This window comes from Microbacterium sp. cx-59, from assembly GCF_020805625.1.
GTDB lineage: Bacteria > Actinomycetota > Actinomycetes > Actinomycetales > Microbacteriaceae > Microbacterium.
Genome location: NZ_JAJHGO010000001.1, coordinates 99,196 through 114,513 on the forward strand (window position 1 = coordinate 99,196; position 15,318 = coordinate 114,513).

Sequence of the window (15,318 nt, forward strand, 5' to 3'; positions counted from 1 at the left end):
TCTATGGGGTTCCTATGGTGCAGCTTATGGGCTGGCTGTGAGCTCGGGAAGAGGGCGCCGAGAGGAATGCGGATGCGGGTGCATAGATTCCGCATATGCGGCGCAGTCGGTACGCATGAGCGCAATTCCTACGGTCTCGGTGTGGGCAGTCCCGCCCCGAGAGGAGACCTGAATGTACGCCACCTATCTACGCCGGGAACTCGCCGGCCGCAAGAAGCAGACCATCATCGTGGCCGCGGGGTTGGCGATCGCCATCGCCCTGGTCATCATCGTGAATTCGCTGGCCGCCGGAGTGCGCGATGCGCAGACGCAGGCGTTGCAGTCCGTGTACGGCGTCGGCACCGACCTGACCGTGACGGGAGCGCAGGCCGAGCCCGGCAGCGGCTCCGCGGGCGGCCGATTCGAGTTCGGCCAGGACGGCGGTGAGACGAGCGACGACGGCACGACCTCGCTCAGTCAGTCGCGGCTGATGACCGCCCCGATGCGCTCGACGCTCGACGCCTCCAGCGTCGACACGGTCGCCAGCACCGACGGCGTCGCGGGGGCTTCCGGCGCGCTCAGCCTCACGAACACGACCTTCAACGGCGAGCTGCCGGAGGCGCCGACCGGCACCGATGACAGTACCGCCGAGGGCGGCACGGACGGCCAGGCGCCGCCGAGCGGCGGAGGCGGGGGCGGCTTCGGCGGTGGCTCCTTCGACGTCGATTCGTTCACGGTGCTCGGAATCGAACCGGGCGACACCGAGGTCGGCCCGCTGTCGTCGGTCGAACTGACCGAGGGGCGTCTGCTGGACACCGACGACGAGAGCGCGAATGTCGCCGTGATCGACGCGACCTACGCCGCCAGCAACGATCTCGCGATCGACGGCACGATCGATGTCGGCGGAACGCAGATGCAGATCGTCGGAATCGTCGCGTCCACCTCGAGCGAGGCCGACACGGCGGCGAACGTCTACATCCCGCTGAGCGTCGCGCAGAGCATCGCGGGCGTCGGCGACGTCGTGTCGACGGTCTACGTGCAGGCGGAATCCGCCGACGCCATCTCGAGCGTCCAGAGCGCCGTGCAGGAAGAGCTTCCGGATGCGACGGTCAGCTCGCAGTCCGACCTCGCCGCCACCGTCTCGGGTTCGCTGTCGAGCGCGTCCTCGCTGATCTCGAGCCTCGGCACCTGGCTGTCGATCCTGGTCCTCGCCGTCGCCGTGGCCCTGGCGGTGCTCTTCACCATCTCGGGCGTCTCTCGCCGTACCCGTGAGTTCGGCACCCTGAAGGCGATCGGCTGGTCGAACGGCCGCGTCGTCGGCCAGGTGGCCGGAGAATCGATGGTGCAGGGACTGATCGGCGGAATCGGCGGTCTCGTCATCGGGCTTGCCGGTGTGGCCGCGATCAACCTCATCTCGCCGACCATCTCGACCGCATCCGCGGCCGACACGACGGCCGGCCCCGGCGGCATGGGCGGCGGTATGCCCGGTGCGCTCTCGACCGCGGCCGAGACGACCACCGACATCGTGCTCAGCGCGCCCGTGTCGATCGGCATCGTGCTGGCGGCCGTCGGCCTGGCCATCGCGGGCGGCCTCGTCGCCGGCGCGTTCGGCGGATGGCGCGCAGCCCGGCTGAGCCCCGCCGAGGCGCTTCGCTCAGTCGGCTGAGCCGCATCCGCTCCGTCCACCGTTTACGACATCGAGGAGAACCGACCATGACCATCATCCAGACGCCCCCGGAGGGCGCCGACACCCTGACCGTCCCGGCGTACCGCATCGCCGGGGTCACCAAGACCTACCAGCAGAAGGGACGCATCGTGAAGGCGCTGACGGGCGTCGACATCGAGATCGCGCAGGGCGAGTTCGTGACGATTCAGGGCCCGACCGGCGGCGGCAAGTCCACGTTCCTGCAGCTGCTCGGCGCTCTGGACCGACCGACCGCCGGCTCGGTCCTGCTCGCGGGCACCGACATCGCGACCGCCTCGAACGCCGAGCTCGGCCGGTTGCGGGCACACGAGATCGGATTCGTGTTCCAGGGATTCAACCTGATCCCGACGCTCACGGCGGCCGAGAACGTCGACATGGGTCTCGAGCCGCTCGCTCTCGCGAAGGCGGACCGAGCCGAGCGGGTCCGTCAGGCGCTCGCGCACGTCGGGCTCGCCGAGCGAGGCGACCACCGGCCGGGGGAGCTGTCGGGCGGACAGCAGCAGCGGGTCGCGATCGCCCGGGCCATCGCGAAGCGGCCGAAGGTGCTGCTCGCCGACGAACCGACGGGCAACCTCGACGAGAGCATGCGCGACGAGATCCTGGAGCTGCTCCAGGGCCTCAACGCCGAGGGGCTCACGCTGATCGTCGTCACGCACGACACCGCGGTGGCGCGCCGCGCGACCCGCCGCCTTCGCCTCGACAAGGGCGCGGTGGTGGATATCACCCGGTAGGGCGCCGCATCCGGGGGTCGGGCGAGGACCTGCCGGAGCGAGGAGATCTGCCGGAGCGAGGAGATCTGCCTGAGCGAGGACCTGCCGGAGCGAGGAGATCTGCCGGAGCGAGGACCTGCATCCGGAATTCGGTCCTCGCTTCGGCAGATCACCTCGCTTCGGGCCGAGGAATCGGCCGAGTGATCGCCGCGAGGGCCACCACCCGCCCGCAATACGAACGGCGGCGACGCTCCCTCGGGAGCGCCGCCGCCGTTCGTGCGTCAGATCAGTGCGTGTCTTCGGCTTCGATCTCGGTGCGGTCGCCCGACCACAGCGTGTGGAAGGTGCCGTCCTTGTCGACGCGCTTGTAGGTGTGTGCTCCGAAGAAGTCGCGCTGGCCCTGGATCAGGGCAGCCGGCAGACGCTCGGCGCGCAGCCCGTCGTAGTACGCGAGCGACGACGAGAACGCCGGGCTCGGGATGCCGGCGGCCGCGGCCGTGGCGACGACATCGCGCCAGGCGTCCTGGGCCGGAGCGAACACGTCGACGAAGAACGGCGCGGTCAGCAGCACCGGCAGGTCGGGCGTCTCGGCGTAGGCATCGGTGATGCGGTTCAGGAAGCGGGCGCGGATGATGCATCCGCCGCGCCAGATCGATGCGATCGCGCCGAGGTCGATGTTCCAGTTGTACTTCGCCGCACCCGCGCGGATCTCGTCGAAGCCCTGCGAGTACGCCACGATCTTGGAGGCGTAGAGCGCGAGGCGCACCTTCTCAATGAAGGCGTCGGGGTCATCGACCGTGAAGCCTTCGGTCGGGCCGGGGAGCGCTCCGGTCGTCGCGCGCTGCTCGGGGTGGCTCGAGAGCGAACGGGCGAAGACGGCCTCGGCGATGCCCGAGACGGGAACGCCTAGGTCGATCGCGGTCTGCACGGTCCAGCCGCCGGTGCCCTTCGCACCCGCCTGGTCGACGATGACGTCGACGAGAGGGCGTCCGGTCGCCGCATCCACCTGGCGGAGCACCTCTGCCGTGATCTCGATCAGGTAGGACTCGAGGTCGCCGCGGTTCCACTCGGCGAAGACATCGGCGATCTCGCTCGGGGTCTTGCCGGTGCCGCGACGGATGAGGTCGTAGGCCTCGGCGATGAGCTGCATGTCGGCGTACTCGATGCCGTTGTGCACCATCTTCACGAAGTGTCCGGCGCCGTCGTGGCCGACGTGCGTGACGCACGGCTCACCCTCGGCGACCGCGGCGATCGAGCGCAGGATCGGGCCGAGGGTGGTCCAGGACTCGTCGGAGCCGCCGGGCATCAGGGAGGGGCCGAGGAGGGCGCCCTCTTCGCCGCCGGAGACGCCCATGCCCACGAAGTTGATGCCCGTGGCGCGCACGGCCTTCTCGCGACGGATGGTGTCGGTGAACAGCGCGTTCCCGCCGTCGACGATGATGTCGCCCGGCTCGAACACGCGCACGAGCTCGTCGATCACGGCGTCGGTCGGGCCGCCGGCCTTGACCATGATGATCGCGGTGCGCGGGCGCTGCAGGGCCGCGGCGAACTCGTCGTACGTCGCGGTGGGCACGAAGCCGGCCTCGGGGTGCTCGGTGACGAGGTGCTCGGTCTTGTCGTGGCTGCGGTTGTAGACCGCGACCGTGTTCCCCTCGCGCGAGGCGAGGTTGCGGGCCAGGTTGGACCCCATGACGGCGAGTCCGACGACTCCGATATTCGCGGTTCCTTCAGCGGGCACAGCACACTCCTTCAACGGACGGTGGATGGTTTTCAGCGTAGTCCGCTGCGAGGTCTCCCGTCGCGCTCGCGCACGATCGACGGCTTCGCGGGGCGCCGCTCATGCGTCTGCAGACAGGCGCAGGCGCCCGGTGACCTCCGCTGCCTGCTGCTCCGGCGTCTGGGCGACGTCGATGACGAGGCCGTCCTCGTCGGGCTCGAGCGGTTCGAGCGTCTGCCACTGCGAATCGAACAGCGCGGGCGGCATGAAGTGGCCCTGCCGACGGGTAAGGCGGTCGAAGACGATCTCGCGGTCACCCGTGAGGTGGACGAAGACGACCCCCTCTCGGCGCATCACATCGCGGTAGCTCCGGCGGAGCGCCGAGCAGGTGACGATGCCGGGTTCGCCGGCGGCCTGGCGCTTGTCGATCCAAGCCGCGATGCGTTCCAGCCAGGGCCAGCGGTCGTCGTCGACGAGGGGGTGACCGGCGGCCATCTTCGCGACGTTCTCGGGCGGATGCTGGTCGTCGCCCTCCAGGAACGCCCAGCCGAGGCGCCCGGCGAGGAGTCCGGCGACGGTCGATTTCCCGGTGCCGGCGACGCCCATGATGACGAGCACGGGGGGAGCGAGAGGTGACATCGGTGGCGGCCCTTCCGATCAGACGAAGACACTGATCGCGAGGACTCCGATGAGCCCGACGACCGAGATGAGACATTCCAGCACGGTCCAGGACTTCAGCGTCTGCACGATGGTCAGGCCGAAGTACTCCTTGATGAGCCAGAATCCGGCGTCGTTCACGTGCGAGAGGAAGACGGAGCCGGCGCCGATCGCCAGCACGAGGAGCGACACCATCGGTGCGTCGAGGTTCTCGGTCAGGGGTTGCAGGATGCCCGCCGCGGTGATCGTGGCGACCGTCGCGGAACCGGTGGCGACGCGGATGACGACCGCGACCAGCCAGGCGAGCACGAGCACCGAAACGGACGAACCGGAGACGAACGAGGCGATGACCTCTCCGATGCCGGTGTCGACGAGGACCTGCTTGAAGCCTCCGCCCGCGCCGACGATGAGGAGGATGCCGGCGACGGGTCCGAGCGATCCGCCGACGACGGAGTTCAGCCGGGCGCGGCCGAAGCCGGCGGGCCGGCCCAGCACGATGAATCCGACGATCACGGCGAGCAGCAGCGCGATGACGGGCGTGCCGAGGAAGTCGAGGACGACCTTCCAGCCCGCCTCCGATCCGGGCGCGATGATGTCGGCGAGCGCCTTCAGCAGCATGAGCGCGACGGGAAGCAGGATGCTGGCGAGCGTGGCCCCGAACGAGGGACGGCGGCGAACCTGGTCGCCCTCGTCTTCGGCGGACTCGAAGAGGGCCGGCACGGGAACATCCACCCAGCGGGCGGCGAAGGTCGCGAACAGCGGGCCGGCGATGATGACGGCCGGGATGGCCACGATCACGCCGAAGGCGAGCGTCAGACCGAGGTTCGCGCCGAGCGCGTCGATGGCGGCGAGCGGGCCCGGGTGCGGCGGGACGAGACCGTGCATGGCCGACAGGCCGGCGAGGGTCGGGATCGCGATCTTCATGAGCGCGACGCCCGAGCGGCGCGCGACCAGGATGATGACGGGCACGAGCAGCACGAGGCCGACCTCGAAGAACATCGGAAGGCCGATGATGGCGCCGATCAGGCCCATGATCCACGGCAGGGAACGCGGGGTCGCCCGCGCGACGAGGGTGTCGACGATCCGGTCGGCGCCGCCGGAGTCGGCGAGCAGTTTGCCGTAGATCGCGCCGAGGGCGATGAGTACGCCGACGCCGCCCATCGTCGAGCCGACGCCGCCCGTGAAGCTCGCGACGGCCTGAATGGTGTCCATGCCGGCGACGAGCCCGGTGGTCAGGGCGCCCACCGTCAGCGCGAGGAACGGATGCAGTTTGCCCCACGTGATCAGCACGATGATCAGCGCGATGCCGATGAGTGCGGCGGTGATGAGGCGTGCCGGGTCGGCAACCGCGCCGGCATCCGTCGCGGCGGGAATGACCGCGGGGACGATCGCGGGAACGAGCGAGGGGAAGGTGAGGGCCATGAGCATCCTTGATCCGGCAGGCGGCAGCGGAGCCGCGCGAGCTATTTGTCGTACATAAAAGCATTCGGATCCGCGTGATGCAAGACGTATGAGATATTTGTCATGTTCAGCGCCATAATCAACGGGTGACGCACGTGCAGCGCAAGGGTTCTCTCCACGACTCCCTGGTGGAGACGTTGGGGACGGCCATCGTGCACGGCACGCATCCGGTCGGGTCGCGGCTCGTCACGAGCGAGGTCGCCGACGCCGAGGGGGCGTCCCGCACGGCCGCCCGCGAAGCCGTGCGGGTGCTCGAGTCACTCGGACTCGTGCAGGTGCGCCGGAAGTCGGGCATCGAGGTGCGGCCCGAATCCGAGTGGAACGAGTACGCGCCCGAAGTGATCGCCTGGCGGCTGAGCGGTGCCGGGCGTGAGACGCAGCTCGGCCATCTCGGTGCGCTGCGCGGTGCGGTCGAGCCGCTGGCGGCGAGCCTTGCCGCCGGGCGCGCGAGCGAAGAGGAGCGGCAGACGCTCGTCGCCGCGGTGATGGAGATGGCCCGCACCGAGCACGACGCCGACGGCGCCCACTACCTCGCGGCCGACGTGCGCTTCCACCGCACGATGCTGCGCGCATCCGGCAACCCGATGCTCGCCGCGCTCGGCGACGTCGTCGAATCCGTGCTGGTCGGTCGCACACGTCACGCGCTCATGCCGCACGACGCGAACCCGGATGCGGTGCGCTGGCACCAGGATGCGGCCTTCGCGATCGTGGCCGGTCGCAGCGATGACGCGGCGGCGGCGCTGCGGCGCATCGTGGCGGAGGCGGATGCGGCGCTCCGTGCGGAGAGCGCGGAGCAGGCCTCGCCGTAGCTCGAGCAGCCCTCGCGGGAGGTGGATCAGCCCTTGCGGTAGTTCGAGCGACCCATCGAGAAGAACGCGCCGACGATGCCGATCGCCGACAACGCGGTCAGTACTCCGATCACGCCGAGGATGATGTCGGAGGCCAGCTGAGCGTCCACGAGGGTCCTTTCGAGCGCGGTTCGCGAGTTTTCCATGGTAGCCGCCCCGCTGATAGACTCTGTCTGAACTTCGGCGAGGGATGCCGCGCGTCCGCGTGCAGCATCCGTGATCGACGGGGAGTGTAGAGGCCTCACGGTATTCCTCACGCGCTCGCGTTCGAGTCGAATCCGCACACCCATATCGGGGCCCGTGGGCCCGCAAGGAGAATCACCATGTCGGAAGACACCAAGGTCATCGGCGAACTGCGCACGCAGTTCGGCAAGGGTTTCGCGCGTCGCCTCCGCGCTGCGGGCCAGATCCCCGCCGTTCTTTACGGTCACGGCACCGAGCCGGTGCACGTCGCGCTGCCGGGGCACCAGATGCTCCTCATCCTGCGTCGCGCCAACCAGGTTCTCGAGCTGTCGATCGACGGCGCCGACCACCTCGCGCTCGTCAAGGACGTGCAGAAGGACCCGGTGCGCCAGATCATCGAGCACATCGACCTCCTCGTCGTGAAGAAGGGCGAGAAGCTCTCCGTCGACGTCCCCGTCGTCGTCATCGGCGAGCCGGCCCCGGGCACCATCGTGAACCTCGATGCGAACACCGTGTCGCTCGAGGTCGAGGCGACCAACATCCCGCAGAACATCGAGGTCGACGTCGAGGGCCTCGAGGACGGCACGCACATCACCGCTGCCGACCTGAAGCTGCCGGCCGGCGCTTCGCTGACGGTCGACCCGGACACGCTCATCGTCGCCGTCTCGATCCCCGTCTCCACGCTCGAGGCCGAAGAAGAGATCGCTTCGGCTGACGCCGAGGTGGCGGCCGAGCAGTCCGAGGCCGACGCCGAGTAATCCCGCGCACCCGCACAGGAGAAATCCCGACGACAGGACCGATTCGCCAGAATCGTCCTGCGTACGGGATTTCTCCTGTTTTATGTCGCTCTCGGAAGGATGACATGACAGACACCTGGCTGGTCGTCGGACTCGGTAACCCCGGTCCGCGCTACGAGGCCACCCGGCACAACGTCGGCCAGATGGTCGTCGACGAGCTGGCGGCCCGGCGCAGCGAGGTGTTCCGAGTGCACAAGGCGCAGGCTCGCGTCGCCGAGACGTGGCTGCGTCCGGGAGCGGCGAAGCTCGTGCTCGCCAAGCCGAACACGTTCATGAACGTGTCGGGCGGCCCGGCGGCGAACCTCGCGAAGTTCTTCGACATCGACCCGGCGCACGTCATCGTGGTGCACGACGAGCTCGACATCCCGTTCGACACCCTGAAGCTGAAGACGGGCGGCGGGCACGGCGGTCACAACGGTGTCCGCGACGTCGCGAAGGCGCTCGGCACGGCCGATTTCCCGCGCGTGCGGGTCGGCATCGGGCGCCCGCCGGGTCGCCAGGATCCGGCGGACTGGGTGCTCGATCCGTTCGGTGCGACCGAGCGCCAGACGCTTCCGATCCTGGTCTCGGATGCGGCGGATGCGGTCGAACTGCTCGTAAGCGACGGCCTCCTCGCCGCGCAGCAGCGCTGGCACGCGCCCCGCGACTGATCCCCGTGTCGGTGGGCGCGGATAGGATCATACGGTGACAGTTCCCGGGATCGTTCGCGCCCTGACGCGCGCAGAAACCTTCCGGGATGCGGCCGTGGCCGCATCCGTCGACAACGATTTCTCGGTCGTGGAGGGGCTCGACGCCCCGCTCCTCGCCGCCCTCGTGGAAAAGCGCCGCGTCGACGGCAAGCCGGCCGCGATCCTGGTGATCGCACCCACCGGCCGCCGGGCCGAATCGCTCGGACCCGCGCTGCAGGCCGTGCTGCCGGGGGCCGACGTGCGGCATTTCCCCGCGTGGGAGACCCTCCCGCACGAGCGCCTCAGCCCGAGCGCCGAGACCGTCGGTCGCCGGCTCGACGTGCTGCGCCGGGTCGCGGAGTGGGATGGCGTCGCCCCCCTCATCGTGACTGCCTCGGTGCGAAGCGCGATCCAGCCGCTCGCCGCCGGATTGACGGATGCGGCCCCCGTGCGCCTCGCCGTCGGTGCGCGCGGGCTCGACTTGGGCGACATCGTCGCGAAGCTCATCGAGCGCGCCTACCTGCGGGTCGACATGGTGTCGCGCCGAGGCGAGTTCGCGGTGCGCGGCGGCATCCTCGATGTCTTCCCGCCCGCCGCCGATCATCCGCTTCGCGTCGAGTTCTTCGGCGACGAGATCGATCAGATCCGTGCCTTCTCCGTCGCCGACCAGCGCTCACTTCCGGGCGAGGTCGGCGAGGTCGAGCTCGTCGCGAGTCGGGAACTGCTGCTCACGCAGGAGGTGCGCGACCGCGCTCGCGAACTCGCCGACTCGCTGCCGTCGCTGCGCGGCATGCTCGAGAAGATGGCAGAAGGCATCCCCGCCGAGGGTATGGAGTCGCTGACCCCCGTACTCGTGGACGAACTGGTGACCCTCGTGGACTACCTGCCGCGCGCCACCGCCGTGGCACTGGTGGATCACGAGCGGGCGAAGGCCCGTGCGACGACCCTCTCCGACACGAACCGCGAGTTCCTCGAGGCCGCCTGGAGCGCCGCGGTCGCCGGCGCCGACACCCCGGTCGATCTCGGCGCGGGGGACTTCGTCGGGCTCCCGCGTCTCCGCGAGGTGACCCAGGAGCGGGGTGGTGTGTGGTGGACGCTGTCGGGATTCGACTCCGGCGCGGCCGACGCCGAGGCCGAGGGGCTCGTGGAGCGCGGCGGTGTCATCCGGGTGGATGCGGCATCCGTTCCCTCTTTCGCCGGAAACGTCGACGGCGCGATCGCGCACGTCGGCCAGCTGCTGACGGACGGCTGGGCGGTCGTGGTCACCGCCTCGGGCGCAGGACTCGCAGACCGCGCGCGCGACGTGCTCGCCGATCGTGGGTTCGCCGCGCGCCGCGTCGACACGCTGCTCGATGAGCCGGCACCCGGGATCGCCACGATCGTCGCCTGCGCGCTCGAGCGCGGCTTCGAGGCACCGGGCGCGAAACTCGCGGTGCTCACCGAGTCCGAGTTCTACGGGCGGGCGATCTCGCGCGATAACCGCGGGGTCAAGAAGCTCGCGTCGCGCCGGAAGAACGTCGTCGACCCGCTGCAGCTGAAAGCCGGCGACTATGTCGTGCACTCCACGCACGGCATCGGTCGATTCGTCGAACTGCAGCAGCGCGTTGTGTCCTCCGGCGGGCGCAACCCGGTCAAGAGCGCGCGCGAGTACCTCGTGCTCGAGTACGCCCCGTCCAAGCGCGGCCACCCCGGCGACAAGTTGTACGTGCCGACCGACCAGCTCGATCTGCTGTCGAAGTACGTCGGCGGCGAGGCGCCGGTGCTGTCCAAGATGGGCGGCAGTGACTGGGCGGCCGCGAAGGGCAAGGCGCGGCGGGCGGTCCGCGACATCGCGGTCGAGCTCGTGAAGCTGTACTCGGCCCGGATGGCGGCCCGCGGGCACGCATTCGGCCCCGACACCCCGTGGCAGCGTGAGCTCGAAGAGGCCTTCCCGTTCGCCGAGACCCCCGATCAGTTGCAGACGATCGACGAGATCAAGGCCGACATGGAGAAGCCGATTCCGATGGACCGGCTGCTCTCGGGCGACGTGGGGTTCGGGAAGACCGAGGTCGCCGTGCGCGCCGCGTTCAAGGCGATCCAGGACGGCAAGCAGGTCGCGATGCTCGTGCCGACGACGCTCCTCGTGAAGCAGCACACCGAGACGTTCACCGAGCGGTTCGCCGGGTTCCCGGTGAAGGTGCGGGCGCTCTCGCGTTTCCAGACTGACAAGCACGCGCGCGAGATCATCGCCGGGCTCGCCGACGGCACGATCGACATGGTGATCGGAACGCACCGGATCCTGACCGAGAAGGTCATCTTCAAAGACCTCGGGCTGATGATCATCGACGAGGAGCAGCGGTTCGGCGTCGAGCACAAGGATGCGCTGAAGAAGCTGAAGACCAACGTCGACATCCTGGCGATGAGCGCGACACCGATTCCCCGCACGCTCGAGATGGCGGTCACCGGCATCCGCGAGATGTCGACGCTGCAGACGCCGCCGGAGGATCGGCATCCGATCCTCAGCTACGTCGGCGCGCGCAACGACAAGCAGATCACCGCCGCCATCCGCCGCGAACTGCTGCGCGAGGGCCAGGTGTTCTACGTGCACAACCGGGTGCAGTCCATCCAGCGTGTCGCCGCCGAGCTCGCGGAACTCGTTCCCGAGGCGCGGATCGCGGTCGCGCACGGGCAGATGGGCGAGCATCAGCTCGAGAGCGTGGTCGACGACTTCTGGGAGCGCCGGGCCGATGTGCTCGTGTGCACGACCATCATCGAGACCGGTCTCGACATCGCGAACGCGAACACGATCATCATCGACCGGGCCGACAAGTACGGTCTCAGCCAGCTGCACCAGTTGCGCGGGCGCGTCGGCCGTGGGCGCGAGCGCGCCTACGCGTACTTCCTGTACGACGAGCAGAAGCCGCTGAGCGAGACGGCCGCCGACCGGCTCGAGACGATCGCGGTCAACAACGACCTCGGGTCGGGCATGCAGGTGGCCCTGAAAGACCTCGAGCTGCGCGGAGCGGGCAACCTGCTCGGCGGTGAGCAGGCGGGCCACATCGCGGGTGTCGGGTTCGACCTGTACCTGCGCATGGTGGGTGAGGCGGTGGCGACGTTCCGCGGTGAGGATGTCGACGGACCGACCGAGCTGCGGCTCGAGCTGCCGGTGCAGGCGCGGATCCCGGAGTCGTACATCGACAGCGAGCGGCTGCGCCTGGAGGCGTACCAGAAGCTGTCGGCGGCCGCATCCGCCACCGCGAAGGACGACGCCCTCGACCTGGTCGTCGACGAACTGAGCGACCGGTACGGAGCGCTGCCCGCCGAGGTCGAGGGGCTCGTCGCCGTGGCGCGCCTGCGTCGCCGTGCCGCGCGCTCGGGCCTGGCCGACGTGGTCGCGATGGGGCCGAACCTGCGCGTCGCGCCGGCGAGCCTGCCGGACTCGATGCGGGTGCGGCTGCAGCGGTTGTATCCGAAGTCGAAACTCGTCGCGTCCGGTGAGGCGGTCGTGGTGCCGCTTCCGACGGCGGATGGTGCGCCCCTCTCCGACGCCGACCTGATCGCGTGGACGACCCAGCTCCTCGACCAGATCTTCCCGGTGCCCGTGGCTGAGGCGAAGCCCGCCGCTGAGGCGACGCCCGCCTGACGCGGGGCCCGCTCGGGCGAGGTCCGGCTGGGGCGGGGTTAGGTTCGGCGTGCCCTGCTGGCGGCTGCCCAGGGTGGAGCCCACCCGGCTGGCGGCTGACCACGGTGGAGCCCGCGCGGCGTTGGTCGGTAGAGCCCGCCTTCGTCGTTCGGGCCGTCGCGAGATTCGGAGATGTCGCGAGATTCGGATGTCTCAGCCCGGATGCATCCGAATCCGGTGACATCTCCGAATCTCGTCACGCCGATCGCGGGATCAGCCCGTGTTCTGCAGGCCGGCGGCGACGCCCGAGACCGAGAGCAGCAGCAGGCGCTGCTGGCCCGCATCCGGGGTCTGGTCGTCGGGAGTGTCGCGGAGGGAGCGGAGGGCGCGCAGCTGCAGGAGCGACAGCGCGTCGACGTAGGGGCTCCGCAGCTTCACCGCGCGCTGCAGCACGGGCTTGTTCGCGAGCAGTCCGTCGCCGCCGGCGATCCGGATCACCCACTCGCGGGTGCGGGCCATCTCGTCCATCACGAGTTCGGCGAGGTCGTCGCGGTCGCCGAGCGCGAGGTACTGGCGCGCGATGCGGTCGTCGGCCTTCGCGAGGCTCATCGCGACGTTGTCGATCATCGCGCGGAACAGCGGCCACTGGGCGTACGCCTCGACGAGCAGGTCTTCGTCGCCGACCGCGTCGAGCGCGGAGCCGAGCCCGAACCAACCAGCGAGGTTGATGCGCGCCTGCGTCCACGCGAACACCCACGGGATGGCGCGCAGGTCTTCGAGCGACTCGACCGAGAGTCCGCGGCGTGCGGGGCGCGAGCCGAGGGCGAGGAGGCCGACCTCTTCCATCGGGGTGACCGTGGCGAACCACGGCGCGAACCCGGGCGCTTTCACGAGCGAGAAGAAACGGGCACGGGATGCGTCGGCCATGGTCTGCGCGATGCTCGCGTAGCGTTCGGCGGCGCTGCGGTTGCGTTCCTCGTTCGACGGCGCGGACGCCATCAGGATGGCGGCGGCCACCTGGTCGATGTGTCGCATCGCGATCACCGGGTCGCCGTAGCGGGCGAAGATGACCTCGCCCTGCTCGGTGAGCTTGAACCGTCCGTCGACGGAGTGCGGCGGCTGCGCGAGGATCGCGCTGTTCGCCGGTCCGCCGCCACGGCCGAGCGCGCCGCCACGGCCGTGGAACAGGGTGAGTTCGATGCGGGTCTCTTTGGCCCACGCGGCGATCGCGGCCTGGGCTTCATAGAGCGCGAGGTTGGCGGCGACGGGGCCGACGTCCTTCGAGGAGTCCGAGTAGCCGAGCATCACCTCGAGGCGGCGGCCGGTCTGCTCGAGGCGTGCCGAGAACTCGGGGTTGTCGGCGATCTCCGCGAGGATCGCGGGGGCGGCCTGCAGGTCGGCGAAAGTCTCGAACAGTGGGATGACGTCGAGCACGGGGGGCGCCGCATCCGGTCCCACGGCGTACCGGGCGAGCCGGTGCACGTTGGCCAGGTCTTGCGCCGACTGCGTGAACGAGACGATGTACCGGCCAGCGGCCCGCGGTCCGAACCGCTCCTGGATGTGGCTGATCGCCCGGAAGACCTCGAGCACCTCTTCGGTCTGCTCGCTGCGCGCGCCACCGGCGTCGAGCTCGGCGAGCACCTTCGCGTGCACGGCCGAGTGCTGACGTACTTCGAGCTCGGCGAGGTGGAACCCGTAGGTCTCGACCTGCCAGACGAGCTGCTGCAGTCCGCCGTACGCCTGGCGCGCAGCTCCCGCCGCGGCGAGGGACTCCTGCACGGTGCGCAGATCCTGCAGCAGGTGCTCGGGATCGCGGTACGCGAGGTCGGCGTTGCGGGTGCGGGTCGCGGCGATCCGGCGCGCGATCAGCAGCAGGATGCGGCGGTGCGGCTCGTTGGGCGAGCGCTTGGCGATGTCGTCGGCGGCATCTTCGTCGGCGCTCCGGAGGCGGCCCCAAAGCGCGAGCAGGGCGTCGCTCGGGGGAGTGCTCTCGGCGTCGAGCGTCAGCGAGCGTCCGATGCGGTTGGTGGCGCGTTCGAGCCCGAGCAGAACGTGCTCGCTCGCGATCGCCGCGGCCTGGCGCGTGATCTTCGCGGTGACGAAGGGGTTTCCATCGCGGTCACCGCCCACCCAGGTGCCGACGCGCACGAACGGCCGCACGATCGGCGGGCGGCTTCCGGTGCTCGATCCCTGCAGCGTGTCGTCGACGCGGCGGTAGACGCGCGGCACGGTCGTGAACAGGGTGTCGTCGAAGACGGCCATGACCGCGCGCACCTCGTCGGTGGGCGAGGGCTTCTCCGGTCGGAGCGGCGCGGTGCGCCAGAGCGTGTCGACCTCTTCCAGCATCCGGCGTTCTGCCCGGCGCTGATCGGAGTCGTTCAGTGCGGCGTCGCGTTCGTCGAGCAGGCCGGACAGGCGGCGGATGCCGGTGCTGATGGCGCGGCGGCGGGCTTCGGTCGGGTGCGCGGTGAAGACGGGGTGGAACCGCAGGTTCTGGAGGCGCTCGAGTGCGGCGTCCTGGCCGACCTCGGCGGACAGCGCGGCGAAGGCCGAGCCGATCGAATCGGCCGCCCCTTCGCGTTCGGGGCGTCCGTCGCGGTCGCGGAGGAGGCGCACCCGCTGGTGCTCCTCGGAGAGGTTCACGAGGTGGAAGTAGACCGTGAACGCGCGCGCCACTTCGTCGGCGCGCTGCACGGTGAACGAGTCCGCGATCGCGGCTGCGCGGGCGAAGGCCGCGGCGCTCTCGTCGGTGTACGCCTCGATCGTGGCCACACGCAGGCGCTCGACGTCTTCGTAGAGGCCCTCGGAGCCGCTCTCGCGCAGCACGCGCCCGAGGAGCGAGCCGAGCAGGCGCACGTCGGCACGCATCCGCTCCGGAATCTCCTGGCCCGCCTCGTGACGTCCGACGAGATCGAGGGCTTCCGTGGGGGTGGGTTCGCGCATGGGTCAACGGTAATGGCACCGGGAACACGTCGTTGTCACCATGACGTTC

11 protein-coding genes are annotated in these 15,318 nt (G+C 69.9%); 6 read left to right on the plus strand and 5 right to left on the minus strand.

Going from position 1 to position 15,318, the window contains the following annotated elements; translation table 11 throughout:
* The first annotated feature begins 172 nt into the window (after positions 1-172).
* Positions 173-1,645: an ABC transporter permease gene (locus LMI96_RS00420; protein ID WP_228360097.1), complete on the plus strand. Its 1,473-nt coding sequence runs from the start codon at positions 173-175 to the stop codon at positions 1,643-1,645.
* 47 nt (positions 1,646-1,692) lie between these two features.
* Positions 1,693-2,415, plus strand: coding sequence for an ABC transporter ATP-binding protein (locus tag LMI96_RS00425; RefSeq protein ID WP_228360098.1), 723 nt, complete (start codon positions 1,693-1,695; stop codon positions 2,413-2,415).
* 265 nt (positions 2,416-2,680) lie between these two features.
* Here the strand turns inward: LMI96_RS00425 and gndA are convergent, their stop codons facing one another.
* From gndA to LMI96_RS00440, 3 genes are all read right to left on the minus strand, one after another.
* Positions 2,681-4,132, minus strand: coding sequence for an NADP-dependent phosphogluconate dehydrogenase (gene gndA, locus LMI96_RS00430; RefSeq protein WP_223720640.1), 1,452 nt, complete (start codon positions 4,130-4,132; stop codon positions 2,681-2,683).
* 99 nt (positions 4,133-4,231) lie between these two features.
* On the minus strand, positions 4,232-4,750 hold the full coding sequence (locus LMI96_RS00435) for a gluconokinase (protein ID WP_223720641.1): 519 nt from the start codon (positions 4,748-4,750) through the stop codon (positions 4,232-4,234).
* Between the two features lie 18 nt (positions 4,751-4,768).
* A complete protein-coding gene (locus LMI96_RS00440) occupies positions 4,769-6,190 on the minus strand; it encodes a GntP family permease (protein WP_223720642.1) in 1,422 nt (473 codons plus the stop codon).
* Between the two features lie 125 nt (positions 6,191-6,315).
* Here LMI96_RS00440 and LMI96_RS00445 point away from each other — a divergent pair, with 125 nt between their 5' ends.
* Positions 6,316-7,038 (plus strand): FadR/GntR family transcriptional regulator, encoded by a 723-nt coding sequence (locus LMI96_RS00445; RefSeq protein WP_223720643.1) that lies wholly within the window; start codon positions 6,316-6,318, stop codon positions 7,036-7,038.
* A 26-nt stretch (positions 7,039-7,064) separates the two neighbouring features.
* Here LMI96_RS00445 and LMI96_RS00450 read toward each other — a convergent pair whose 3' ends face one another.
* On the minus strand, positions 7,065-7,223 hold the full coding sequence (locus tag LMI96_RS00450; protein WP_223720644.1) for a hypothetical protein: 159 nt from the start codon (positions 7,221-7,223) through the stop codon (positions 7,065-7,067).
* Between the two features lie 177 nt (positions 7,224-7,400).
* Between LMI96_RS00450 and LMI96_RS00455 the strand changes: the two genes are divergently transcribed.
* From LMI96_RS00455 to mfd, 3 genes are all read left to right on the plus strand, one after another.
* On the plus strand, positions 7,401-8,018 hold the full coding sequence (locus LMI96_RS00455; protein ID WP_223720645.1) for a 50S ribosomal protein L25/general stress protein Ctc: 618 nt from the start codon (positions 7,401-7,403) through the stop codon (positions 8,016-8,018).
* Between the two features lie 104 nt (positions 8,019-8,122).
* The gene (gene pth, locus LMI96_RS00460; RefSeq protein ID WP_223720646.1) at positions 8,123-8,707 is read left to right on the plus strand and encodes an aminoacyl-tRNA hydrolase; all 585 of its coding nucleotides are present in this window, start codon (positions 8,123-8,125) and stop codon (positions 8,705-8,707) included.
* Between the two features lie 34 nt (positions 8,708-8,741).
* Positions 8,742-12,347: a transcription-repair coupling factor gene (gene mfd / locus LMI96_RS00465; protein WP_223720647.1), complete on the plus strand. Its 3,606-nt coding sequence runs from the start codon at positions 8,742-8,744 to the stop codon at positions 12,345-12,347.
* Between the two features lie 252 nt (positions 12,348-12,599).
* Here the strand turns inward: mfd and LMI96_RS00470 are convergent, their stop codons facing one another.
* Entirely contained in the window at positions 12,600-15,269 is a 2,670-nt protein-coding gene (locus LMI96_RS00470) for a phosphoenolpyruvate carboxylase (protein WP_228360099.1), read from the minus strand.
* Positions 15,270-15,318 lie beyond the last annotated feature (49 nt).